General features: G+C 66.2%; 24 protein-coding genes. 15 read left to right on the plus strand and 9 right to left on the minus strand.

Translation table 11 applies throughout. The features are described 5' to 3' along the window. Positions 1-72 precede the first annotated feature (72 nt). From A5706_RS03700 to A5706_RS03720, 5 genes are read left to right on the plus strand one after another with little or no spacing between them, the layout of a single operon-like run. Positions 73-2,091, plus strand: a complete 2,019-nt coding sequence (locus A5706_RS03700) for a thiamine pyrophosphate-dependent enzyme (protein ID WP_068127162.1) — start codon at positions 73-75, stop codon at positions 2,089-2,091. Continuing rightward, positions 2,088-2,321 carry a lipoyl domain-containing protein gene (locus A5706_RS03705; RefSeq protein ID WP_082964179.1) on the plus strand — a complete coding sequence of 78 codons (234 nt, stop codon included), beginning with the start codon at positions 2,088-2,090 and terminating at the stop codon, positions 2,319-2,321. The genes A5706_RS03700 and A5706_RS03705 overlap by 4 nt, the downstream gene beginning before the upstream one ends. Then, a complete protein-coding gene (locus tag A5706_RS03710; RefSeq protein WP_068127164.1) occupies positions 2,318-3,169 on the plus strand; it encodes an enoyl-CoA hydratase/isomerase family protein in 852 nt (283 codons plus the stop codon). The genes A5706_RS03705 and A5706_RS03710 overlap by 4 nt, the downstream gene beginning before the upstream one ends. Before the next feature lie 6 nt (positions 3,170-3,175). Beyond that, positions 3,176-3,976, plus strand: coding sequence for an enoyl-CoA hydratase/isomerase family protein (locus tag A5706_RS03715; RefSeq protein ID WP_082964180.1), 801 nt, complete (start codon positions 3,176-3,178; stop codon positions 3,974-3,976). Beyond that, positions 3,973-4,731: an enoyl-CoA hydratase/isomerase family protein gene (locus A5706_RS03720; RefSeq protein ID WP_068127166.1), complete on the plus strand. Its 759-nt coding sequence runs from the start codon at positions 3,973-3,975 to the stop codon at positions 4,729-4,731. The genes A5706_RS03715 and A5706_RS03720 overlap by 4 nt, the downstream gene beginning before the upstream one ends. 2 nt (positions 4,732-4,733) lie before the next feature. Here the strand turns inward: A5706_RS03720 and A5706_RS03725 are convergent, their stop codons facing one another. Together A5706_RS03725 and A5706_RS03730 are read right to left on the minus strand one after the other, a co-directional pair. After that, the gene (locus tag A5706_RS03725) at positions 4,734-5,936 is read right to left on the minus strand and encodes an acyl-CoA dehydrogenase family protein (RefSeq protein WP_068127169.1); all 1,203 of its coding nucleotides are present in this window, start codon (positions 5,934-5,936) and stop codon (positions 4,734-4,736) included. 2 nt (positions 5,937-5,938) lie between these two features. Beyond that, positions 5,939-6,751 (minus strand): enoyl-CoA hydratase/isomerase family protein, encoded by an 813-nt coding sequence (locus tag A5706_RS03730; protein WP_068127171.1) that lies wholly within the window; start codon positions 6,749-6,751, stop codon positions 5,939-5,941. 101 nt (positions 6,752-6,852) lie between these two features. Between A5706_RS03730 and A5706_RS03735 the strand changes: the two genes are divergently transcribed. The 6 genes from A5706_RS03735 (at position 6,853) to A5706_RS03760 (ending at position 12,758) form a co-directional block, all read left to right on the plus strand. Beyond that, a complete protein-coding gene (locus tag A5706_RS03735) occupies positions 6,853-8,049 on the plus strand; it encodes a cytochrome P450 (RefSeq protein WP_068127173.1) in 1,197 nt (398 codons plus the stop codon). Between the two features lie 32 nt (positions 8,050-8,081). Continuing rightward, positions 8,082-8,843: an enoyl-CoA hydratase/isomerase family protein gene (locus tag A5706_RS03740; RefSeq protein WP_082964184.1), complete on the plus strand. Its 762-nt coding sequence runs from the start codon at positions 8,082-8,084 to the stop codon at positions 8,841-8,843. 121 nt (positions 8,844-8,964) lie between these two features. Further along, positions 8,965-9,780, plus strand: coding sequence for an SDR family NAD(P)-dependent oxidoreductase (locus tag A5706_RS03745; protein ID WP_068127177.1), 816 nt, complete (start codon positions 8,965-8,967; stop codon positions 9,778-9,780). A 4-nt stretch (positions 9,781-9,784) separates the two neighbouring features. Next, entirely contained in the window at positions 9,785-10,321 is a 537-nt protein-coding gene (locus tag A5706_RS03750) for a nuclear transport factor 2 family protein (RefSeq protein ID WP_068127179.1), read from the plus strand. Then, positions 10,318-11,265 carry an SMP-30/gluconolactonase/LRE family protein gene (locus A5706_RS03755; protein ID WP_082964181.1) on the plus strand — a complete coding sequence of 316 codons (948 nt, stop codon included), beginning with the start codon at positions 10,318-10,320 and terminating at the stop codon, positions 11,263-11,265. Before A5706_RS03750 ends, A5706_RS03755 begins: the two co-directional genes overlap by 4 nt. After that, complete coding sequence (locus A5706_RS03760; RefSeq protein ID WP_082964182.1) at positions 11,262-12,758, plus strand: adenylate/guanylate cyclase domain-containing protein; 1,497 nt, start codon at positions 11,262-11,264, stop codon at positions 12,756-12,758. Before A5706_RS03755 ends, A5706_RS03760 begins: the two co-directional genes overlap by 4 nt. A gap of 21 nt (positions 12,759-12,779) precedes the next feature. Here A5706_RS03760 and A5706_RS03765 read toward each other — a convergent pair whose 3' ends face one another. Then, on the minus strand, positions 12,780-14,075 hold the full coding sequence (locus A5706_RS03765) for an amidohydrolase family protein (RefSeq protein WP_068127181.1): 1,296 nt from the start codon (positions 14,073-14,075) through the stop codon (positions 12,780-12,782). 117 nt (positions 14,076-14,192) lie between these two features. Here A5706_RS03765 and A5706_RS03770 point away from each other — a divergent pair, with 117 nt between their 5' ends. Continuing rightward, positions 14,193-14,411, plus strand: a complete 219-nt coding sequence (locus A5706_RS03770) for a hypothetical protein (protein ID WP_068127183.1) — start codon at positions 14,193-14,195, stop codon at positions 14,409-14,411. Positions 14,412-14,421: 10 nt separating this feature from the next. Here A5706_RS03770 and A5706_RS03775 read toward each other — a convergent pair whose 3' ends face one another. Genes A5706_RS03775 through A5706_RS03800 form a run of 6 tightly spaced genes read right to left on the minus strand, consistent with a single transcriptional unit; the run spans position 14,422 to position 20,733 of the window. Further along, on the minus strand, positions 14,422-15,561 hold the full coding sequence (locus A5706_RS03775; protein ID WP_068127185.1) for an acyl-CoA dehydrogenase family protein: 1,140 nt from the start codon (positions 15,559-15,561) through the stop codon (positions 14,422-14,424). 2 nt (positions 15,562-15,563) lie between these two features. Beyond that, a complete protein-coding gene (locus tag A5706_RS03780; protein WP_068127187.1) occupies positions 15,564-16,607 on the minus strand; it encodes an acyl-CoA dehydrogenase family protein in 1,044 nt (347 codons plus the stop codon). Positions 16,608-16,609: 2 nt separating this feature from the next. Continuing rightward, on the minus strand, positions 16,610-17,809 hold the full coding sequence (locus A5706_RS03785; protein WP_068127188.1) for a cytochrome P450: 1,200 nt from the start codon (positions 17,807-17,809) through the stop codon (positions 16,610-16,612). A 46-nt stretch (positions 17,810-17,855) separates the two neighbouring features. Next, positions 17,856-18,302 carry a VOC family protein gene (locus A5706_RS03790; protein ID WP_068127190.1) on the minus strand — a complete coding sequence of 149 codons (447 nt, stop codon included), beginning with the start codon at positions 18,300-18,302 and terminating at the stop codon, positions 17,856-17,858. After that, positions 18,299-19,522, minus strand: coding sequence for a CoA transferase (locus A5706_RS03795; protein WP_369831798.1), 1,224 nt, complete (start codon positions 19,520-19,522; stop codon positions 18,299-18,301). The genes A5706_RS03790 and A5706_RS03795 overlap by 4 nt, the downstream gene beginning before the upstream one ends. Then, complete coding sequence (locus A5706_RS03800) at positions 19,498-20,733, minus strand: CaiB/BaiF CoA-transferase family protein (protein WP_082964186.1); 1,236 nt, start codon at positions 20,731-20,733, stop codon at positions 19,498-19,500. The genes A5706_RS03795 and A5706_RS03800 overlap by 25 nt, the downstream gene beginning before the upstream one ends. A gap of 107 nt (positions 20,734-20,840) precedes the next feature. Here A5706_RS03800 and A5706_RS03805 point away from each other — a divergent pair, with 107 nt between their 5' ends. From A5706_RS03805 to A5706_RS03815, 3 genes are read left to right on the plus strand one after another with little or no spacing between them, the layout of a single operon-like run. Continuing rightward, a complete protein-coding gene (locus A5706_RS03805) occupies positions 20,841-22,046 on the plus strand; it encodes a cytochrome P450 (RefSeq protein ID WP_068127194.1) in 1,206 nt (401 codons plus the stop codon). Between the two features lie 60 nt (positions 22,047-22,106). Further along, positions 22,107-23,327, plus strand: coding sequence for a CaiB/BaiF CoA-transferase family protein (locus tag A5706_RS03810; RefSeq protein WP_068127196.1), 1,221 nt, complete (start codon positions 22,107-22,109; stop codon positions 23,325-23,327). 53 nt (positions 23,328-23,380) lie between these two features. Continuing rightward, positions 23,381-24,238, plus strand: a complete 858-nt coding sequence (locus A5706_RS03815; RefSeq protein WP_068127198.1) for a mycofactocin-coupled SDR family oxidoreductase — start codon at positions 23,381-23,383, stop codon at positions 24,236-24,238. The last annotated feature ends 10 nt before the right edge of the window (positions 24,239-24,248 follow it).

The raw sequence follows: 24,248 nt of genomic DNA on the forward strand, positions 1-24,248 counted from the left end.
CATCGAACGATTGAACAGATTTCGTCATATTGTAGACTACTTGGCGTACCGCACATCCGTGAAGGAGCCGTGATGGCCACGCCCTTAGACGCCGGGATACGGCCGCTGACCGACGATCATGCGCTGGAGTTGTACCGCCTGATGAGCAAGGTGCACCACAGCGACCAGCGCGTCCGAAAGGGCCTGTCCTCCGGTGAAATCGCGATGAGCTACTGGCCGGTGGACGGCCAGGAGGCGATGTCGGCCGGGGCCGCGCTCGCCCTGTCAAGCAGCGACCAACTGGTCACCACCTATCGCGGACTGGGCGACGTGGTGGCCAAGGGCATCGACCTGCCCGGGTATTTCGCCGAGATCTTGGGCCGCGGCACCGGTCTTTCGAAGGGCAAGGCCGGCGCCATGGGCATCTACGACCCCGACCACGGGATCGCGTGGACCACCGGCATCGTCGGCGCGGGCCCGCTGATCGCGAACGGGATCGCTTTGGCGGAGGCCATCAAGGGCAGTGACCGCGTGGTTCTGGTGAGCTTCGGCGACGGGGCGACCAGCATCGGCTACGTCCACGAGGCAATGAACATGGCGGCGCTGTGGGCGCTTCCGGTGGTGTTCTTCTGCCAGAACAACGCGTGGGCCGAATGCACGCCAGTGGCGGGTTATACCCGCTCGACGCGGCTGTCCGACCGGGCCGCGGGCTACGCGATGCCCGGCGTCACGGTCGACGGCACGGACCCGCACGCGGTGCACCAGGCCGTGGCCGAGGCGGCCGGGCGGGCTCGCTCGGGCGCCGGTCCGTCGTTCGTCGAAGCCGTCGCCTATCGTCTGCAGGGGCACTACTTCGGCGACCAGATGCCCTACGCCGATCCGGACGAAATGGCCGCCAAGCGCGCCGACCCGCCCTTCGCGCGATACAGGCGGCGGCTGATCGACGAGGGCCTGGCCGATGAGGCCGACCTGGACCGCATCGACGCGGATCTCATTGCCGAGATCGACGCGGCCTTCGCCGCCGCGCGCGACGCCGAGCCCCCCGACGTCGACGAACTGACCCGTGACGTGTTCGCCGCGCACGGCGTCGAGATCGCGGCACCGGTGACGGAGCGGGCCGCGATTCCCGAGGGCGAGACGGAGACCCTCGGTCTCGTGCAGGCGATTCACCGCACGCTGGACCGCGCGATGGCGACCGACGAGTCGATCGTGCTCCTCGGGGAGGACATTGCCGACCCGTCGGGCGGCATGTTCAAGATCACCGCGGGGCTGTCCACCAAGTACGGCGACCACCGCGTGCGCGACACGCCGATCGCGGAGTCCTCGATCATCGGCGCCGCGGTGGGTGCGGCCCTGGGCGGGCTGCGTCCGGTGGCGGAGCTGATGTTCATGGACTTCCTCGGCGTTGCCATGGACCAGATCGCCAACCACGCGGCCAAGATCCGCTACATGTCGGGCGGTCGGCAGGGCGCCCCGGTCGTCATCCGCGCCATGGTCGGCACGGCGGCCGGCCCGCAGCACTCCCAGGCCTTCGAGGCCTGGGCGATGCACACACCCGGCATCAAGGTCGTGTGGCCCAGCACCGCCGCCGACGCGGTCGGGCTGCTCAATGCCTGCCTGGCGGAAGACGATCCCTGCCTGTTCATCGAGTCGATGAAGCTGTACTACGGCGGCGGCAAGGGGCCCGTGCCGACAGCCGACTACGTGATCCCGCTCGGCCAAGCCGACGTCAAACGCGCCGGCACCGACGTCACGATCTGCACCTATGGCAGCCTGGTGCACGCCGCGCTCGCAGCCGCCGAACAGCTTGCCGCCGAAGGCGTTTCGGTGGAGGTGGTCGACCTGCGCACCCTGGTGCCATTGGATCTGGCCACCGTCGTCGAATCTGCCCGCAAAACACGTCGCCTGGTCGTCGCCCACGAGTCCGTCGGATTTTGCGGCCCCGGTGCCGAAATCGCCGCAGCCGTCGGAACGGAGCTCTTCGGTGTGCTGGCGAGCCCGATTCAGCGCGTGGCGGGAACGTACACGCCCGTTCCCCGGGCGGCGACATTGGAAGCCGCCTGTCGCCCGGACGCCGCGCGGCTTGTCGAAGCGGTCAGGAGGATCGCGTGACGGAGGTGCGGATGCCGAAACCGGGCGACGCGATCACCGAAGCGGAGGTCACCGGAATCTACGTGGCGGACGGCGCCCATGTCTCCGAAGGGGATGCGCTGTACCAGATCGCAACCGACAAGGTCGAGATGGACGTCGAGGCACCGGCCAGTGGCATCGTCACATGGAAGGTCAGCGCCGGGTCAAGTTACGACGTCGGTGAACTGCTCGCCGTGATCGAGGAACAGTGAGCGCGCTACCGGCTTCCGTCGATGTCGACCTCTGTGCCCCCGAGCTCGAAGGCAGGATCGACGGCGACACCCTGACCGTCACCATCAACCGACCGGAGAAGAAGAACGCCGTCACCGCGGACGGCTACCACGGGATCAAACGGGCCGCGATGATCGTGGCCGACGAACCGGACCTGAACTTCCTGGTGATCACCGGGACGGGCGACGTGTTCTGCGCGGGCGGCGACATGAACGCCGTACAGAATCCAGACCGCAGGTGGGACGCGTTCACCGAGTCCTATGACGGCACACCGTTCGAAACGCTTGGCAAGATACCGAAACTCGTTGTTTGCGCCGTCAACGGCGTCGCCATGGGTGGCGGCCTGGTGATGACCTTATTCGCCGATCTGGTGGTCGCGTCCGACCGCGCCCGGTTCCGGGTCCCCGACCTAACCCGCGGCGTGTACGAGGCGTTCGTTGCCGCCCGACTACCGCAACGCCTGGGCACGCTGAGGGCCAATCACCTTATCTACGGCAATGATTGGGTCGACGCGCAGGAGGCTGAGCGTCTCGGACTGGTCGGAAAAGTCGTCGCGCACGACTCCCTTCGGTCGGAGGTCGATGCGTTGCTTGAGCGTGTCCGCAAGACCGGCCCCACCGCCCGCGCGGCCGTCAAACGCGAAATGGCGCGCGCGCTGCCGTCCGTCGACGTGACGGGCTACTGGTCTTCAATAGGAACCGCCGAACAGATCGAGGCCTTCACGGCGTTCCTGCAGAAGCGATCTCCAGATTGGGCAGTCAGCCGTGATCGGGACGCGTTCGTCCAAACCAGACGATCGGCGTGGCTGGCGCCGCACGAGGACGGCTGACTGCCCATGACCGAATTACCGCAGGGCACGTCCGAAATGACCGGCTGCGAGGAGATCCTCGTGGCCGCCGACGGTCCCGTCCGGATCGTGACGTTGAACAACCCCGACGACGCCAACGCGGTCAACAACACGATGCACACGGCATTTACGAGACTGTGGGCGACCCTGGCCGAGGATCCCGACGCGCGTGCGGTGCTGATCACCGGCACGGGCGATTACTTCTCCGCCGGCGGAAACCTGGTGGAGTGGCTGGAAACCCACGTCAACAACCCGGTCACTCGCCGTGCCGGGATGCGCGACGCCCGACGCATCGTGCGCGACATGATCGACTTTCCGCTGCCCGTCGTCGCCGCTGTCAACGGGCCCGCGGTCGGCTTCGGGTGCAGCATCGCGGTCTTGTGCGACATCGTCCTGATGTCCGACAGGGCATTCTTTGCCGACACACATGTCGCGAGCGGGCTGGTGGCCGGCGATGGCGGTTCGGTGCTGTGGCCGTTGCTGATGAGCCTGTTAAAGGCCAAGGAGTACCTGATGCTCGGCGAACGCATCAAGGCCGACAAGGCGGTCGAGTTGGGCTTGGCCAACCGGGTCGTGCCGCACGCGGAGATCAAGCAGGAGGGGCTGTCGATTGCACACCGTCTGGCCGCGTTACCACCACGGGCAGTGCAGGACACGAAGCGGACGTTGAACCTGCACGCCCAGCGCGCGATCACCGGCATCCTCGAATACGGGATCTCCGCAGAGACTGAGTGTTTCACCACGCCCGAACACCGTGCCGCCATCGACAAGTTCCTCGGCCGCCAGTGACAGCAAACGATCGGTTGATCCGCCGCGAGGACCGCGACGGCATAGCCCTCCTGCTGCTCAACCGGCCGCGACAGCGCAACGCCCTGCGCTACGAGTCGTGGAGCGAACTGTCGGAGGTGCTTGACGGCGTCGTCGCGGATGACGTTCGCGGCGTCGTGCTGGCGGGCGCGGACGGCTTCTTCTGTGCGGGTGGCGATTTGAAGACCGGGCCGGCATACGGCAGCGGTCCGCTGGGCCCCGCCGGCCGGGTCGAACACGCCCAGCGGGTGATGGAACAACTCAAAGCGGTGCCGGTGCCGACCCTTGCCGCGGTCGAGGGCGCGGCCATCGGCCTCGGATGGAGCCTGGCCCTGTCGTGTGACCTCGTGGTGTGCGCGTCCGACGCCTACTTCGCCGCGCCGTTCGTGGCCCGCGCCGTGGTTCCCGACGGCGGGCTGGCGTGGCGCCTGACCCAGCAGCTCGGGAGGCACCGCGCGGCGTCGTTGCTGCTGCGTGGAACCCGCCTCTCGGCGGGAGACGCCGAGCGGCTGGGGCTGGTCACCGATGTGGTGGAGCCGGGTTCGGCGATCGCGCGGGCGGTCGTCATCGCCGATGAGCTCGGCCAAGCCGACGCTGGGGCGGTCGAAATGACCAAGCGGCTGATCAATTCGGCCGAGGCCGCTCAGCTCGCCGCCTTTCACCCGCTCGAACTGGCGATGGCGACCGTGGCGCAACAACGTTCGGCGGCCGCCGACGGACGGGCCGCCTACTCCTGACATCAGCGCGGCATACCCAAACCGACCGTGGAAATCAGGTCGCGTTGAATCTCGCTGGTGCCGCCGCCGATCGTGTGAAGCAGGGACAGCAAGAGGCCTTCCGAAAAGTGTCCGTCGAGCACGGCGCCGGGGTCATCCGGCATGAGTCCGCCTGCCGGACCGAGGATTTGGGCCCCGAGTCCGCGCAGTTCGGCGGTCAGTTCGGAGTGATATAGCTTCGACAACGACGGCAGCGCTGGATCCAGCGCGCCGGAAGCCTGTTGGTGCGCGACGCGATAGGACAAGGCGCGGCCCACCTCGACGCGTTCGACTGCGCGGGAAAGCGCTATGCGGTTGGCCGGATCGGACAGGGGGTCGTGCGTTGAGCCCTTCTGCGCGTGGCACCAGTCGACGAGCTCATCGAGATAACGCTGGGCTTGGGCCGCCCTGGTGACGTTTGACCGTTCGGCGTCGAGCAGCGCCTTCCCGACCGTCCACCCCTCCCCCTCGGTCCCGACGAGGTTGGCGGCGGGCACGCGCACACCGTCGAAGAACTCCTCGGCGAAAGTCGGGTAACCAGTCATGGACCGGATGGGCCGACGGGTGATTCCGTGACTTTCCATGTCGACGAGGAAGAACGAGATGCCGGCCTGGCGCTTGTCCGCCACGGGCGAGGTGCGGGCCAGCACGAAGATCCAGTCGGCCAGCACGCCGTTGCTCGTCCAGGTCTTCTGGCCGTCCAGGACGTAGTCGTCGCCGTCTCGCCGGGCCGTCATGCGCAGCGACGCCAGGTCCGAGCCGGCCTCCGGCTCCGAATAACCCTGTGCCCACATCCGTTCCGAGCGTGCGATGGCCGGCAGGTGTTCCGCTTTTTGTTCGGGCGTCCCGTATCTGAACAAGACCGGCGCCAGCATGTTGACTCCATTGGTGTTCACCAGCGGTGCGCCCGCATAGGCTAGCTCCTCGCGAATGATCACCTGTTCGACGATCCCGCGTCCGCCGCCCTCGTACTCGGCGGGCCAATGCGGCACAAACCAGCCCCGCTCGTGCAACTTCTTGCAGAATGCGACCGCACGCTCGTGGGCGTCGCGCGGTAGGTAGTCGGGATTGGCCGCGGTGCGCCGGAATTCGTCCGGGAGGTTGGCTGCCAGCCACTCGCGGATGGAGGCCCGCAGTGACTCGGTGCTCTTATCACCGCCGAAGCGAATGATCGGTTTCAAAGGCATGGCTAGATACGCTCGGTGGGTTTGGAGCCCTTCTTCATCAGCTCCGCCATGAACTCCTGAAACTCTTTGCTGCCGGTCACCATCGCTTGCAGGTCGTTGGTCGTCTGTTGGTGGGTGCGGAACCCCATGGTCTCCCACGCACGGATGATCCCGGACTTGACGGCCTGCAGGGTGATCAGGGGCGCCTTCGCGATCTGTGCGGCCAATTCCTCGACGGTGTCCTCGAGCTGGTCGGCAGGCACCACGCGGTTGACCAGGCCGAACTCGAGCGCTTCCGCCGCGCTCAGCCGTTGAGCGGTGTACAGGTATTCGGCGGCCCGCTTGTAGTTCATGAACACCCAGGGCTCGAACATGGTCTCGGCGCCCGGCAGTCCGAAACCCGGGACCAGGGGCATTTGGAACCACGCGTCCTCGGAACACACGGTGATCTCGGGGATCAGCGCCCAGGTCGTACCCCCGCCGATCGCATACCCATGCACCTGGGCGATCACAGGCTTGGGAAACTCCCACAACTTCAGCACCGGCCACAGGAACAACTGCGCAGCGGAACGCCACACCTTCCCGGACGCTTGCAGTTCGGCCATGAACTCCGGGTACGCGCCGGTCGGAATATGGCCGGAGCAGAACCCCTTACCGTTGGCCTTGATGATGACGACCTTGATGTCATAGTCGTACTGTGCGTCGTCGAGCGCCTCGTTGACGCTGTGGACCATTTCCGAGCTCTGGGCATTGGCGGCGTCCGGGTTGTTGAGGATGATCCGCGCGATCGGGCCGTCCTTCTCATAGATCACGTGCTCGAGCTCTCGCGTTTGCATCGTTCGTCCTCCTCAACACCGGGCAGACGATCACCGCGTCGTCAGCATGGTGCAACTATACAGATAATGTAATAGTGTTCTTTGGCGGAGGGACGATGCCGATGACGACGATCGAGTTACGTTGGGATCCATTCGACCGCGCGTTGCACCAGAACCCGTACGGGGTCTGGAAACGGCTGCGCGACGAAGCGCCAACTTACTACAACGACCAGTACGGCTTCTATGCTTTGAGCCGGTTCACTGACGTGATGGAAGCGTCGCTGGATACCGAGACGTTTTCCTCGTCGCACGGGATCACCCTCGACGCGATCACCGACGAGCCGTGGCCGCCGCCCAGGGCGATGATCATGATGGATCCACCCGACCACACCGCAATGCGAAAGATGGTCAATCGCACGTTCTTTCGCACCCAGATCGCCCGGCTCGAGGACCGGGTCCGTTCGCTGTGCTGCGCCTACCTGGATGGGTTCGTCGGCGCCGAGGGCTTTGACTATGTGCGCGACTTCTCGATGAAGTTACCGGTGATGGTGATCAGCTCGCTGCTGGGCTTCCCCGAGGAAGACCACGACAACCTGCGCGAGTGGTCGGATGCCCAGCTTCACCGCGACGAGGGCACGACTCAGCTGAACGAGGAGGGCCAGCAGGCCAACGCGAAGCTGCTGGGCTACTACGCCGATCAGATTCAGCGACGGCGGGCCGCGCCGGCCGACGACATCGTCGGCAACCTGATGACTTCCGACCTGGTTCAGGCGGGCCGCGAAACCCGTCGCCTGGACGACGGCGAAGTGTTGATGTTCATCGCGATGATCAACGTCGCCGGCAACGAGACGGTTGCGCGCCTGCTGGGATGGGCCGCGCTGACCCTGGCGCGGTACCCCGACCAGCGAGCCAAGCTAGTTGACCGCCCGGACCTGATCGGAAACGCCGTCGAGGAACTGTTGCGTTACGACGCGCCGTCGCCCGTACAGGGCCGCTACACGAAACGCGACGTCACCTACAACGGCACGCTCATCCCGGCTGGCTCACGCGTTGCCCTGCTGACCGGGTCGGCGGGCCGCGACGAACGCCAATACGAGAACCCGGACGTCCTCGACGTCGAACGCGCGGGAATCCGCCACATCAGCTTCGGCCACGGTTCGCACTTCTGCCTGGGCGCGGCGCTGGCCCGCCTGGAGGCCCGCGTCGCCCTCGAAGAGACGTTGAAGCGCTTCCCGACCTGGGACGTTGACCCTGGTGCGGTGACGTACGTGCACACCAACTCCGTGCGCGGCCCCGCCAGCGTGCCGATTCGGCTGTGACTCCCGGCCTTTCAGTCCGCACGGAAGGCGCGGTGCTCTGGTTGGTCTTGGACCGCCCCGAAGCCGGCAATTCGGTGACGCGGGCGGTGCAGCAGGCCCTCATCGAAAACCTGCGGTCAGCCTCCGACGAGCCAGGTGTCAGGGCGGTGGTGCTTACCGGCCGCGGTGACAAGCATTTCTGTACGGGACCTAATCTGCGAGACCCGGGAATGCAGCCGAAGAAGGACCGCGTAGCCGGTGACGCCGCCCGCATCCTGCGTACCGGGTCCCAGGCGGTGGTGTCCGCGTTGCTCGACTGCGAGAAGCCCGTTGTATGCGCGCTAAACGGGATCGCCGCCGGCGTGGGCGCCAGCATGGTGCTGGCGTGTGACCTCATCGTGGCCTCCGAAAACGCACGCATCATCGAGCTTTTCGCGAGGCGTGGGCTCGCACCCGACGGGGGTGCCGCCTATCTGCTGGCGCGCAAGGTCCCCTTCAACGTCGCAAAGCAGCTCCTGTTCTTCGGTGAGGAACTGTCCGCGGCCGAGGCCGAACGCCTCGGCCTGGTCAACAAGGTCGTCGCCGCCGACGACCTTGAAGCCGAGACCGCCACCTGGGCCCAGCGGCTTGCTAATGGGCCCACCCGTGCGCTGGCGGCGGCCAAGGCGATGCTGAATCAAGCGTTCGACGTCGACCGCGAAGCCGCGTTTCGCACCGAGGCGCTGTTGGTGGAGCAGGTCGCCGCGACCGATGACGTTGCCGAGGGCATGGCGGCCTTCGCCGAGCGCCGCGATCCGAACTTCCGTGGACGCTGAGCCCTCGCGGTTGCCGCGATGACGCGATCGGATGACAGAACACTCAGTGTTAATCTGTCTCTCGCCGCGAGCCGGTGGAGGCCCGCTCCCCGATGCCGTCCCAGGGCGTGAGGAGAAGCGAATGACGCTGCACCGTAACGCCGCGTCGCTGGACGGCCGGGTCGCCGTCGTCACGGGCGGGGGCGGTGGGATCGGAAGCGCGATCGCCGCGGCCCTCACCGAATTCGGCGCACGGGTGGCCATCTGGGAAAAGGACCAGCCGAGTGCCACGGAGGTGGCCGCGCGGGTCGGCGGCCTCGCGTGCGTCACCGACGTACGCGAGGCCGAACAGGTCGACGCGGCGCTGGCCACGACCGTCGACGCGCTGGGGGTTCCTACGATCCTGGTGAACAATGCCGGCGGGGTGTTCTGGTCGGGCCTGCTGGACACCTCGCCCAACGGCTGGGATGCCCTGATCCGGATCAACTTGACGCAGGTGCTGCTCTGTACGCAGCGCATCGCCCGGGCCCTGGTCGAGGCCGGGCAAGGCGGCAGCGTCATCAACATCAGCACCATCGAGGCGGTACGGGCCGCGCCCGGGTTTGCCGCCTACGCCGCGGCCAAAGCGGGCGTGGTCAACTTCACCAAGACGGCCGCGCTGGAACTGGCGCCGCACAACATCCGGGTCAACGGGCTCGCGCCCGACTTCACGCTCACCGAAAGCCTGGCAAAGATGGCGCCCAACGGCGTCGAGAACGCCAAACTCATGGTGCCGATGGGCCGCGCCGGTCACGTCGACGAAATGGCCGGGGCCGCAATCTTCCTCGCCAGCGACCTCAGCGCCTACGTGACCGGGCAGACGCTGCACGTCGACGGCGGGACATCGGCGGCCGGCGGGTGGTATCACCATCCGCAATCGGGGCGCTACATACTCGGCCCGCCGACCCCGGTGCCCTAGCCCGATGCAGGATGCTGAAGTTCGGGATCTGTTGGCGAAGGAGGAGATTCGTCAACTGCCCTACCGTTACGCCGCCGCGATCGAAGCACGGGATGTCGACGCGATGGCCGAACTGTTCGTCCCACACGCCCGCTTCGGCGACCACGGAGAGGGTAGCGAGGCGCTGCGTCGGCTGATGTCGGCCAGCGGCGACGCGAGCGTGTTCGCCGTCATCCTTGTCGCCAACCACCTCGTCGAGCTGGAGACCGAGGACCGCGCCCACGGGCAGGTCTGGGCCCAGTGCTTCGCCCAGACCCACGCCGACGGGTTCGTCGAACAGCTCATCAAGTACGAGGACCGCTACGAATGCCACGGCGGGCGTTGGCTTTTCCTGCACCGAAGGCATCGCCTGTATTACGGCGTGAGCCGCCGCACGTCGCCCCTGACACAACCAGCCGCCTCCTGGCCCCAAAATCAGACTGGTGTCGGTGACCTGCCGTTGACCGACCCGGTCTTCACGGCGTGGTGGCAGAGCAAAGGCGAAGGGGAAACGCGGCCGTGAGCGCCGCCCATTGCCTGGCCGAAGGGCTTTCCTTCCCCGAGAGCCCGGTCGTATTCGACGATGGCTCCGTCGTGGTATCGGAGATGGCTGCCGGCAGGATCACCCGCGTCCGCCCGGACGGCGTCACCGAGACGTTCGCCGAGACCGGCGGTGGCCCCAACGGGGTGGCCCGGCTTCCCGACGGTCGGCTGGTGGTCTGCCAGAACGGCGGTTCCACCTTCGGGCTCGGGCCGTGGCCGTACGAGTTTGTCGGCTGTGCAACGCTTTTCCGGCCGATGGGGCCGCCCGACCACCCGGTCGTTCCCGCGCTGCAGCTGGTCGAAGCCGGCGGTCAGGTCAGCACCCTGTTCACCGAATTCGCCACGCGCTCCGGCGGCACGCTGGCGCTGATGCGACCCAGCGACATCTGCGTTGACGGCCATGGCGGCTTTTATGTCACCGATGGCGGAGCCACGCGCAACCGCAGCCGCGGCATGACGGGACTGCTCTACGGCACCGTCGACGGTGGGCTTCGCGAGATCGTCTACCCGCTCGAGATGCCCAACGGGGTGGCCCTGTCCCCGGAAGGGGCACTGCTCTACGTGGCCGAAACCCGCACGCGCCGGGTCTGGGAATTCACGCTCGACAGACCGGGCGTGGTCGGCCGGGCGCGCGGTCTGGCGACGGTGCCCAGCGGCGGCCCGCTGAATGTCGGAGGGGCCGACGGGCTGTGTGTGGACGGGGCCGGGCGGATACTCGTCGCGACCCTGGGGACGGGCGGTGTCACCGTCTTCTCGCCGACCGGCGAACAGTTGGGCGCGATTCCGGCTGACGACCCGATGACGACCAACGTCGCGCTGAGCGCCGATGGCGACACGTTGTTCATGACGCTCGCCTCATCGGGGCGACTGGTCATGGTGAAGAACTGGCGGGAACGCCTCGGCGCTGCCCGGGCGTCGCCGTGAAGCTGGTCCGGCGGCGGCTGCGCTCGCCGTTCGCTCCCGCCGGAAGACCACTGCTGATATCCGGCGCGGTCATCCCAACCCTCGTCGGCGCAGCGGTGATCGCCGCACTGGCCCTGTGGGGTCTCCCGACCAGCACGGCGCTAGCCCAACCACACGTGCTGAAGTTCAATATCGTAGCGGCGCTGTGCTATTGCGCCATCAGCCTGCCCTCCGCGGTGATCTTCGGCTACCAGTGGATGAGCCTGCCGGCTGGCGCGAGCGATGCCACCGCACGGCGCGTCGTCTTGGCCATACCAAGGAGAATGGCAGTCGTCCACGGGACCGTGTGGTCCACGGCCAGCGCGGTTTTCGTGCTCATAAACCTCGGCACACCGTGGCTGGCGGCAACGCTGGGCGTGTCGATGATCCTGGGCGCCATCGTGACAACCGCACTGTCTTACTGGATGTGCAAGATCGCGCTGCGGCCGACGGCGGCCAGGTTGCTCACCGAAGACCCGCCGACACAACCTCAGGGACCAGGCCTTCGGCTGCGTGCCGTGAGCGCCTGGGTGATCGGAACGGGTGCACCGCTCCTGATGGTCATACTGGTTGCCGCCAGCGCCTTGGCCGTCGACTATCCGGCGCACCGCCTCGCGCTCACCGTCCTGGTACTCGGCGGCTGCGCCATGGCCTGCGGCCTAGTGGTCGCAGCATTCACCGGGTCGGCCATAGCCGACCCCATCGATGACGTGACGCGCGGCATGCAACGCGTGCAACGCGGCGAATTCGACGTGTCCGTCGCCGTTTTCGACGCCTCCGAGCTGGGACTGCTGCAGGCCGGCTTCAACACGATGGCGACCGGGTTGCGTGACCGCGAGCGAGTCCGCGACCTGTTCGGCCGCCACGTCGGCCGTGAGGTGGCCCGTCGAGCGGAGCAATTCGCCGGCGCGGGTGACCGGATCGAGTTCGACGGGGTCAACCGCGACGTCGCGGTGTTGTTCGTGGATCTGGTGGGCTCGACACGGCTGGCCATCACAGTGGAGCCCCACGAGTTGCTCGCTACGCTCAACGAGTTTTTCGCGGTAGTGGTGAACGTCGTCGAACAAAACGGGGGTCTTGTCAACAAGTTCGAAGGGGACGCCGCGCTGGCAATTTTCGGCGCTCCCGTCGACGACGTCGATTGCGCCTCGCACGCGCTGGCGACCGCGCGTGAACTCAACAGGTTGCTGAATCCGTCCGGCGCGCCAATCAGGGCCGGCATCGGCGTGTCGGCCGGCATGGCGGTGGCCGGCAACGTCGGTCACCCTGGCCGCTACGAGTACACGGTGATCGGTGACCCGGTGAACGAGGCGGCGCGGCTGACCGAGGTCGCCAAGCTGTCGGGTGGGGTCGCGGCGTCGGCCGCGGCACTGGCCAGGGCCGGTCAGGAGGAGTCGGGGCGGTGGCGGGTCGTCGACTCCAAAGTGCTTCGTGGGCGCGCCAACCCGACCGATATCGCCGTCCCGGTCGATTGACGTGCAGGTGCGTGAGCCAGATCAAACCTTGTGCGACTTCTGCTCTTCCATCTTGTTCAGGAAGCCCTCCAGTCCGATGCCGCCGTGGTCGGCCATGACCTCGTCGTAGTCGTACTCCGGCGGGTTGCCGCCGTTGGGGCGCCACCCGGCATCCGCGGTACAGGATTTGAAGCCGTCCTCGGGGAAGGCATACCAACGCCGTGTGTTGAGTTCGACGATCTTGGCGGCCTCCTCGTCGGGCACGTCGGCGAGCATCTCCTCGGCGCGCGCGCGGCTCTTGGGCCAGAACGAGTCGGAGTGCGGGTAGTCGCATTCCCAGGTGATGTTGTCGATGCCAATCTGGTGGCGCATCGACATGCCGACTTCGTCTTCGATGAAGCATCCGGCGATGTTGCGCCGGAACAATTCCGACGGCGCCACCGTGGGATGGATGTTCTGGTAGAACTTGTGCTTGCGCCAGACGTAGTCCGCGCGCTCGACGAGGTACGGCATCCAGCCGACGCCGCCTTCGGAGAACGCGACTTTGAGGTTCGGGTGCTTGTGGAACACCGGCGAGAAGATGAGCTCGGTCGCCGCGGCCATGGACGTGGTACCCATCAACGTGATCATCACCGCGAAGGGTGCCTCGGGCGCGGTCTGGGGTGGGAATCCGCCACTGCCGAAATGCATCACCGCGGTGAGGTTGGTCTCTTCGAGCGCCGACCATACCGGCTCCCAGTGCGCCGTGTGGTAGCTGGGCAGCTTCAGGTTGGTCGGGTTGTCTGGCAGCCCGATCGCTCGCGCCCCCTTGGCCGCCACCCGCTCGATCTCGGCGACGATCAGGGCCGGGTCCCACAGCGGCGTGATCGCCATCGGGATGAAACGGGCGGGGTCGGTGGCGCACCACTCGTCGAGCGAGAAGTCGTTCCACGCCTGGACGGACAGGTGCGCCAGTTCCTTGTCCTCGCCTTCCAGGAAAACGGTGCCACAGAAGCGCGGAAAGGACGGAAAGCACAGCATGGCGTGCACGCCGTCGATGTCCATGTCCGCCAGCCGGGCCTTCGGATCGTAGCAACCCGGGATCATGTCGGCGTAGCGAATCGGATCGACGCCGAACTCCTCCGGCGACTTGCCGGCGACCGCGTTCAGCCCGATGTTGGGATAGGCCCTGCCCTCGTATACCCACTGCTGAATCGGCGGAGCCCCGTCGCGCGGAAAATCGACGATGCGGGGACCGTCGTCAAGGAACTTCTTCGGCAGCCTGTCCGCCCAGACCTGCGGTGGCTCGATCAGGTGGTCGTCGACGGACAGGAGCTTCATCGAAGGTTGCAGCGGCATTGTGGGAGTCGATTCTCGAAGTCGTGCGATACGGTACAAGTGAACAGATTGTGATTAGTTGACTATAGCGCCGATCGTAGCCGGAGCTCAAACGAACAGGGCGCATCGAGGAGAACCATGACACAACCCGGTACCCCGCAGTCGCGCATCCCGCACGACGATTGGGCCGACCAGGACCTGCTCACCAAAGGTGAGGCGGCCGAACGCCTCGCCGCCGAAATAGCCGAGGTTACCGCCAAACTCGGCGCGTCGGATGACAACGACGAGACCCTGATGCGACGACTCAAAGGGCTCAAGGAGGCCTACAAGCACCTCACCGGGGACCCGCCAGGCTGACCCGGCCCGGTCAGGCCCGCGGCAAGCCCAGCACCCGTTGCGCGACGATGTTGCGCTGGATCTGAGCGGTCCCGCCGTAGATGCTGGCGGCGCGCGACCACACGTAGATGTCCCACTCCAGGCTCTCGGTGAGGAGTGGGCCACTGGCCGAAAGATCCATCATGACGTGGGCGAAGAACTGGTCGGCGCGCGTCATCAGCAACTTGTCCACCGACCCCTCGGGCCCGGGAAGCCTACCGTTTTGGCGCTCCGTGAGAGATCTCAGAACCTTCACCTGGAGCGCCCTCAACTCAACGTACGCCTGCCCGAGTCGGGCCCGCGCCGACGGCGAATCTTCGAGCCAGCCAACGCGAATGTCCTCCTCGAGGCGCCGTAGCTGGGTTTTGAGCCGGCCGATCCAGTTGATGTCGCTGGGACCACGCTCATAGGCAAGCAGCTGGTTGGCGATGGACCAGCCTTCCCCCCGCTTACCGAGCAGGTTGCTCGCGGGTACATCGACGTTGTCGAAGGCGATCTCCGTGAATTCGCGGTTCCGGGCGGCGTTGACGATGGGCCGCACCTCGATGCCGGCGGTCGACATCGGCACCAGCAACACGGAGATGCCGCGGTGCTTCGGCGCGTCCGGCTCGGTGCGGCACAGCAGAAAGCACCAGTCGGCGACCGCACCGAAGCTGGTCCAGATCTTCCTGCCGTTGACGCGGAACGTCTGGCGACCGTCCGAGTCCATCAATTCGGCGCGGGTCCTCAGTCCGGCAAGATCGGACCCCGCCTCCGGTTCGGAGAACCCTTGACACCAGCGCACGCGGCCGGATAACAGCCCAGGCAGCAGCGTGTCGCGTTGCTCCTCGGTACCAAACAGGCGCAACGCGTTGCTGAGGTGACCCACGCCCTCGATTGGCGCGGCGCCGGCACGCCCGAGCTCATCGTTGAGGATCGCCTCGTAGACCGGCGCCTTACCGTGGCCCCCATACTCCACGGGGAAGGACAACCCTATGTATCCGGCCTCGTAAAGGGTCTGATGCCAGGCGTTTTGCGCGTCCGCACGGGCGGCCGGGTCGTCGGGGATCGCGGCGTCAGGCGCGTGACTGGACAGCCACTGCCTGAGCTCGGCGCGGAACTCCGCTTCTGGCACGCTGTCGTCGAAATCCATGGCTAAGCAAGATCCGGGTTCGCCAGCCGCAGCGCGGCGATGGCCTCATAGTGAACCGCCTCGTCGCCGAACAACCGCCGGTCCAACAGTGTCCGCCGGAGGCGCAGATGCGAAACGTGCTCCCAGGTGATCGCGATACCGCCGAAGACCTGAACGGTCGTCTCCACCACCTCCCGGCCCGCGGCCGAGGCGTATGCCTTCGCCGTCATCGCCGCCAGGCGCGCCTCTTCTACTGACAGGTGGTCGATCGCCCACGCCGCATGCCAGAGGCAACTCCGGGCGCCTTCCACCTGCACGAGTGCATCGGCGAGGAGATGGGCCACGGCTTGGAATGACCCGATCTTCGCCCCGAATTGAGCACGCTCACCCGCATAGCGCACCGCGTCGTCCAAGGCGCCCTGCATGACACCAACCAGGTCGGCCGCGAACGCGGTCATCGCCAGCGACTCCACCCGCTGCCACCGTTCGTCGCTGATCGGATTTCCCGTCGGTTCAGCATTATCTCCCAGATTGGTTGTGGTACAACGGATGACGCGAGTGAGGTCCAGCGCATCGGTCTTTGTGCCGTCCAGCGGGGCGCATACGAGTCGGCGGTGGCCGTCGGCGCGTAGTGCACACAGTCCGTGGGTCGCGCCGGCGGCGTCGAAGGCCACGCCCGGCCAGTTCGCAGCGCAGAATCCCGCCAGGTCTGCGCGCAACACCGGCGCCACCCGCAGGTCGCCTTCAGCGATGCGCTCGAGTTCCTTGTCGGCACCGGCGGCGTCGAGCAGCTCGCCGGCAAGCACCGCCTGGCCCACCACCGGAACGGCGCTAAGGGTCCTTGCGAGTTGTTCGATGACGATTGCGGTTTCGACGCCGCTGGCGGCAAGTCCACACAGGCCGGGCGAACGCAACGTCGGCACGCCGAGGTCCACGAGCCGCTGCCATTGGGCGTCGAGCGCCTCACCTGTCGCGATGTCGTCCGGGTTGGTGACGCCGATGCTCTCCCCCAGCTGAGCCGCGGTCTCCTGCAGCAACTGCTGCTCGTCGGTGAAGGCGATTTCCATGGTCAGCGCAGCGTCATCTCCACGCTGGTATACCCGCGTACGGTCGCGGTGAGTACCCGCTCGCGCGCCCCGATGGCATACTCCGGGAACTTGTCGGCGATGTATTCGAACACCAGCTGAGCCTCTCGGCGCGCCAACCACTGCCCGAGACAAATATGAATTCCCCATCCGAAGTACACGTCGGTGCCGCGCGGCCTTCCGATGATGAAGCGGTCGGGATCGTCGTAGCGCCGTTCGTCCCGGTTGGCGCTGCCAAGCAGCAGCAGCACCCAGTCACCGGCCTGCATCGTGACGCCGTGACGCTCGATGGGCCGGGTCAAGGTGCGCGCCACCCAGTGGCTCGGGGTGTCGTAGCGAAGCGCCTCGTTGACCGCGGCGGGAATGACACTGCGGTCCTTGACGATTCGATGCCACTGTTCAGGATGTTCCGCGAGCGCGACCAGGCCGTTGGAGATCAGCTTCTGGGTGGTTTCTGAGCCGGCGGCCGATAGGAGATTGCAGAACATCAGCACCTCGTGTGCGGTCAGCGATCGGTCACCGCCGGCTTCGGGATCGTCGAACCTGGCTTGCAGCACGATGCTGATCAAGTCGTCACCCGGGTCGGTGCGGCGCCGCTCGATCAGGTCACCGATGTACTGGCTGATCAGCCGGTTGGCCTCGATGGCTTTGGCCGGCATGGTCACCTCGCCTTCCTCACGAGTGAGGAACGCCTCCCACCAGACCCGGAGCTGCGCCCGGTCACCGGCTGGCACACCGAGGAGATCACCGATTACGTCCGTGGGAACGGTGAACGCGAAGGCCTCCATCGCGTCGACGGTGGTACCCGGTCGCAGCCGGCCCAGGTGGGTGCTGACCACCTCCCGCAGGGCAGACTCCATGGCGGCGACCGCTTTTGGCGTGAAGAACCCTTTGAGGACGCCGCGAATGCGATCGTGGCGGGGTGGGTCCATCGAGATCACCGAGTATTTGCGGCCATCGTTGTCCGGGTTCTCCGGCGCCGGCCCGCGCTTGGACGAAAACGTCTCCCAGTCCCGCAAAGCCTGCGAAACGTCGTCGAACCTGGACAGGACCCACCAGCGGTTCTCGGGATCCCGGTAGACCGGCGCCTCGTCCCGCAATCTCCGGTAGACCGGGTACGGGTCGTCGAATATCGCCTTCGAGAACGGCGAATACATCAACTCGCTGGTCGCTGGCACAGCCATGACTCTATCATCGTAATGAACAATCGGACGTTGAGTGACTAGTTGCTCAGTTCGGCGGTGTGCGTTCGATCAGCTCGATCCAGTTGCCGTCGGGGTCGGTCGCCATCATTCCCCGGTTGCCGCCCTCGAATGTGACCGTCCGCTCCGGTCGGGCCTGGCCACCGAAGCGCGCGATTCTGGCGATGGATGCGGCCGGGTCGTCGACAAGGAACGACAGATGCGTGAAGCCAACCGCGTTCATCCGGCGGGGCCCGCCACTTCCGTGAACGCCCGGTGCCGGATAGCCGAGCAACTCGAGCCGAAATCCATCGCGCTGCAAGTACACAAGGTCCAGCACCAGCCCCGGCACACCGAGCAGCTGTGCCGTGTCCGGCCCATCGACTCGCAGCCGTCCGCATTCGTCGAAGCCAAGTGCTAGGCAATAGAATTCGACGGACTTTTCGAGGTCACTGACGCAGAGGCCGATATGGGTGAGGCGGAGGCCGGCGCTCATAGCGTGTTGTCGCCGAGCTCGTCGAGCAGATCGTTGTGCTCGCCGAGAAGGGGCGGCCGTGACGGTCCGTTGGTTGGGCTGGCGCTGAAGACGTACGGCGTCCCTGGATATCGGAAGCTTCCCCCGAGTTCTGGGTGGGATACCGGCACCTGAAATCCGCGGGCGGCGATGTGTTCGTCCTCGAAGGCCTCGTCGGGGGACAGCACCGCTCCCGCGGGGAATCCGCGTCGCTGGCTTTCCAGGAAGTACTCGTTGGCCGGCATGCGGGAAGCGATCAAGGTGATCGCATCGCGGGCCGCCGTCAGTATCGCGGTCGTCTCGTCGTCGGCGCCGATCATCGCGATGTCGACCGGCTCGTCGCGAGACGCGGCCATCTCCAAGAACACCGCCTCCGGGAGCTCGTCGATGAGGCCGAGGTCGGCGAGCCAGGTCAACAGGTTCGCGAATTCGGGCGGTTTGCGCGGCAGGACGCCGGTGGTGGCGTAGGCGCCGTCCGAGCATCGGACCTGCGTCGGTTGGCTAGGCGTGAAGTATGCGTGGCGGCCGGTCTGGCGGACACATGTCTCGTTGTTGACCAGCCAGTGGTAGGTGGTCTGCTCGCAACTGACGTTGCAGGCCGCGTTGACGCTGACGTCGACGAGCTGACCCTGGCCGGTCCGGTCGCGGTGCGCAAGGGCGACCAGCGCGCCGATCGCGCAATACAGGCCGGCGATGTTGGCCGACTGGTCGCCGGCGCCGCGTATCGGCGGCAGGGAGTGGTCGTCGTAGCCGCAGTTCCAGACCGGGCCGCCGCCGGCGAGCATGGTGAGGTCGGTGACCGGTTGGTCGGCCCGCATGCTGTCGAGCCCGAAGGGGGTGACCGCCACCCAGATCAGGGACGGGTGCCGTACGTCGCCGATGGGGCCGGCGTCGGAGATCACGATGTCGGCGCCGGTGATCAGCCGCCCCAGGGCGCTGACGCCCTGCGCGGTGTCCAGATCGACCGTCACGGAGCGCTTGCCCACGTTGCCGCTCCACCAGCGCAGGCTGGTGTCCGGCCCAATGTTGCCGTGCGCGAACGGCGGTCGCGACCGATGCGAGGATCCGGCGGGGGGTTCGACGACGACGACCTCGGCGCCGAGTTCGGCGAGCAGCCTTCCCCCGACGGGGGTGAACTGGCCACTGATCTCGACGACGCGGAGCCCGCTCAGCGCGTTCAGATCACACCCTGCTTCGTCAATTCGTCCAACTCCTGATCGCTGTGCCCGAGCAGCCCGCCCAGCACGTCCCGGTTGTGTTCGCCCAGACACGGGGCGGCCCGGGAAATGTTCCAGGGCGAGGCCGACATGCGCAGCGGAAGGCCTTCCACGCGCACCGTCCCGATCTCGGGGTGCGCCACGGTTGGGAAGAGTCCCCACTCGACGAGGTCGGGGTCTCCGTCGATCCGTTCCCGGGGGGATTTGACGACGCTCGCCGGAACTCCGGACGCGCTGAGTTCGCTTGACAGCGTGGACGCTTCGCGGTTCCGGGTGCACGCGCTGACGAGTTCGTCGAGTGCGTCGGCGCCGAGCAACCGCTGCTCCAGTGTGGCGAACCGGTCGTCCGTCAGTCGGGGTTCGTCGAGGACTTTGGACAGCAGCGCGACGTCCCGTTCGTCGCGGCAGGCGATGGCTATCCACCGGTCCTCGCCCAGGCACGGGTAGATGCCGTGCGGAGCCATCTCGCCGAAGTCGGCGTGGTTACCGTCCGGGAGCCCCGGCCGGCGGGCGGGCCGCCCGTTGACGGTCCAATCCAGCACTTCGGTGGGCAGCATCGCGATCCCGGCCGGCACCGTGGCCAAATCGATGTGCTGGCCCTCGCCGGTGCGTTCGCGCTGATGTAGGGCCGCCAGTATCGCCACGGTCATGTAGTAGGCGGCGATGTGGTCCATGTAGGAGTAACCCCATCCCGCCGGCTCGTGGTCAGGCAGCCCGGCGGTGAAGGTCAACCCGCTCAGCGCCTGAACGATCGGACCCCAGGTCTTGAAGTCTCGGTACGGCCCGGTGTGGCCGAAGCCGCAGTTGGAGACATAGATGATGTCCGATTTGATCCGGCGCAGCTCGTCGTAGCCAAAACCCATCCTGCCCAGCACGCCGGCCGCGAAATTCTCGCAGACGATGTCGGAGACGGCGATCAGTTCCCGCAACAGCTCCTTGCCGGCCGCGAGACGCAGATTGATGGTCACCCCGAGCTTGCCAACGTTGTGGTTGTTGAAGCCGGCGCCCAGATTCACGCCCCGACGCTCGTCGACGAACGGACCCACGCCACGCAGCGCGTCCCACATCCCGCGCGTTGCGGGGTCCTCGACGCGAATGACCTCGGCGCCGAACGCCGCGAGGATTTTCGTCGCCCCGGCGCCGGCCAGTTGACCGCCCAGGTCGCACACGCGAAGGTGGGACAAACCAGCGGTCACCATGCAACAATAGAACATAATTTGTTCTGCTGCCAACGCGATCGGATGGTCTTGTATGGAACGGGCCTGCTCGCAGATTAACAATTAATGTTCTATTGTTCAGTCTTATGGTGACGATCACAGCCGCCCGGTTCGACGAACCGGCGTTCTACCTCGGCGACCCGAACGCCACGTTCGCGCAGCTGCGCAATCACGACCCCGTGCATTGGTACGACGAGGGAAAATTCTGGGTCATTACCAAATACGAAGATATCAAGGGTATCTCGGCTCGACCCGAGAAGTTCAAGTCGGAGCGCATCGGGATCATGATGGATCTGATCGCGCACCGGGAGGGCCGCGACCCTCAGGGGTACGGGAACCGCGGCATCATGTTCATGGATCCGCCGGTGCACCGGGTGCACCGCAAGGCTGTCGGCGTGCGGTTCACACCGGCCGCGGTCGCCAAGATGGAGGCCCGGGTGCGCCAGGTGGTCAACGACGTGCTTGACGACCTCCCGAACGGTGAATTCGACTGGATCCAACGGGTCGCCGAGCCCATCCCCGTGTATGTGTTCGCGTACCTGCTGGGAGTGCCCGAAGAAGACTGGCCCAAGGTGGCGGGATGGGCGACCACGATCGCCAACGTCGGTGGCGGGGCCGCGAGCGATGAAGACTACGCGTTCATCTTCGAACACATCGGGCCCTACCTGATGGGCCTCGTCGCCGAACGCAAGGAGCGTCCTCAAGACGATCTGCTCACGATGCTCTCCCAGGTGACCGTTGACGGAGAACCCTTCAACGACATGCAGGTGATGATCTACGCGCTCACCTTGCTCGCCGCCGGCAGTGAGACGACGCAGAGTCTGATCGCTGGAATCGCCGACTGTCTCGACACTCACCCCGACCAATCGGCGGCGTTGTTCGCCGATCCAGGCCTCAGCGGCAACGCCGTCGAGGAGGTGCTGCGTTACTGGACGCCGGTGATGAGCATGGCCCGGCAGGCGGCCCGCGACGTTCGTTTGCGCGGTGCCGACGTCAAGGAAGGCGACGGGGTGCTGCTGGCCTATGCGTCCGCGAACCGCGACCAGGAGCACTGGGGCCCGACCGCCGAACAGTTCGACATCCACCGCCAGGACGCCGCCAATCACCTCGGCTTCGGAGTCGGCGAGCACTTCTGCATGGGTGCCGCCCTGGCTCGACGCGAAGCTCGTCTGCTGCTGGAGGAAGTAGCGCGGCGCGCCAAGGGGATTCACGTGATCGGCGACCGAGTGCCCCGCGTGTCGACATTGGTGCACACGCACGACCACCTGCCTGTCACGCTGGACTATCGCTGACATGGCAGCGAGGCCAGCTTGCCGCGCGCGTCAACCATCGTCTTGCCGGTAAGGATGCGCATGAACAATCCGATGGCGGGCGTACGCGTCCTCGAGGTTGCCCAGTGGACCTTCGTGCCGGCCGCCGGCGCGGTGCTGGCGGACTGGGGCGCTGACGTACTGAAGATCGAACATCCGCGCACCGGCGACGCCCAGCGGGGCCTACGTCAGCTCGGCAACGTACAGATCTCCGGCGATCGCAACCCCGTCATGGAGCATGCAAACCGCGGCAAACGATCTGTCGCCCTGGATATTTCGACACCGACCGGCCATGAATTGCTGATGGACATTGCCCGCACGAGCGACGTGTTCCTGACGAACTTCTTGCCCGACGCCCGCGCCAAACTGCGGATCGACGTCGATGACTTGCGGACGGCGAATCCCGACATCGTCTATGTGCGGGGCAGCGCATACGGAACGCTTGGCGACGAGGCAGGCATCGGTGGCTACGACATGACGGGCTTCTGGAGCCGAGGCGGTAGCGCGGCAAGCGTCACTCCGCCCGATATGGCTGGCGTAGTCGCACAACCCGGCCCGGCGTACGGAGATTCTCTGGGCGGCATGACAATTGCCGGCGGAATCGCCGCGGCGCTGTTCGCTCGTGAACGAACCGGTGAGGCCAAGGTGGTGGATGTGTCGCTCCTCGGAGTGGGGGTGTGGGCGATGGGGGTGGCCGTCAATGCCGCGCTGATCTCCGGGCAGCCGTGGCAGGCAAACCCCGCCGGCGCCAACGTCGCCCCGCACAATCCGCTGGTGGGCTTCTACCGCACCTGCGACGGGCGCTATATGGGATTGTCGATGATGCAAGGTTTCCGCTATTGGGCAGACTTCTGTGCGCGGGTCGGACTCCCCGAGCTTGCCACCGACGAACGCTTTGCCAGCCATGAGCTGCTAACCCGCAACGCGGCGCAGGCGACTGTGATCCTGCGCGAGGCGCTCGGAAGCAAAACCCTCGAGCACTGGCGCAAAGCGCTGGCCGGTTTCGAAGGGCAGTGGGCGCCCGTACAAAACACGATGGATGTCGTGGCTGACGAGCAGGTGAGGGCAAACGGCGTCATCGCGCCCATCCAAGGCAGCGGCGGTGCCCTCGAGTTAGTCTCGAGCCCCGTGCTTTTCGATCAGACACCGTTTGCCCTCGGCCCGACACCGGAGTTCGCCGAACATACCGAGGCGCTGTTACTCGAACTGGGCAAGGGCTGGGACGACATCGTCGCCCTCAAGGACAACGGAACCATCGCGTGACCATAACGACCTTCATGACCTGACGGCGAAAGAGCCAACAACGGAGGAAGCACATGAACCGAGTCAGCGGCAAAGTCGCGGTCGTCACGGGCGCAGCGCGCGGACAAGGACGCAGTCACGCAGTCCATCTAGCCGACGAGGGTGCCGACATCATCGCCGTTGACATCTGCGACGACATCGCGACCAACGACTACCCGATGGCACGCAAGAGCGACCTCGACGAGACGGCGAAGCTGGTGGAGAAGGCAGGCCGGCGGGTGGTCACCGCGGTGGCCGATGTGCGGGATCGAGCGGCCCTGAAGAAAGCGATCGACGACGGCGTTGCCCAACTGGGCGGGCTGCACGTCGTCGTCGCCAACGCCGGCATCTGTCCGCACGGAGAGCACAAAGGGTATCCGGCGTTCCGCGACGTGCTCGACGTGAACTTTCTCGGCGTTGTCAACACCGTCAACGCCGCGTTCGACCATCTGGACACCGGTGCGTCGATCATCGCCACCGGCTCGATCGCCGGACTGGTCTCCCAACACGATATGTTCAACGGTGGCGGCAACTCGGGCCCCGGTGGGCTCGGCTACGGTCTCGCCAAGAAGTTCGTCCGCGATTGGGTCAAATCGATGGCGATGACGCTGGCGGCGCGCGAGATACGCGTCAACGCCGTGCACCCGACGAACGTCAACACCGCGATGATGAACAACCCGATGATGTACAAGACGTTTCGGCCCGACCTGGAGGCTCCGACACACGACGATGCCTTTGTGGTCTACCCGATGCTCCAGGCGATGCCGGTGCCCTGGGTGCAGCCCGAGGACATCTCGCACGCAGTGGTCTACCTCGCCTCCGACGAATCGCGTTACGTTACTGGACTGCAGATGTTCATCGACGGCGGTGCCGCGCTGAAAATGGGTTTCTGACCCTCCCGAC

The organism is Mycobacterium sp. E796 (assembly GCF_001672815.1).
Taxonomy (GTDB): Bacteria; Actinomycetota; Actinomycetes; order Mycobacteriales; family Mycobacteriaceae; genus Mycobacterium.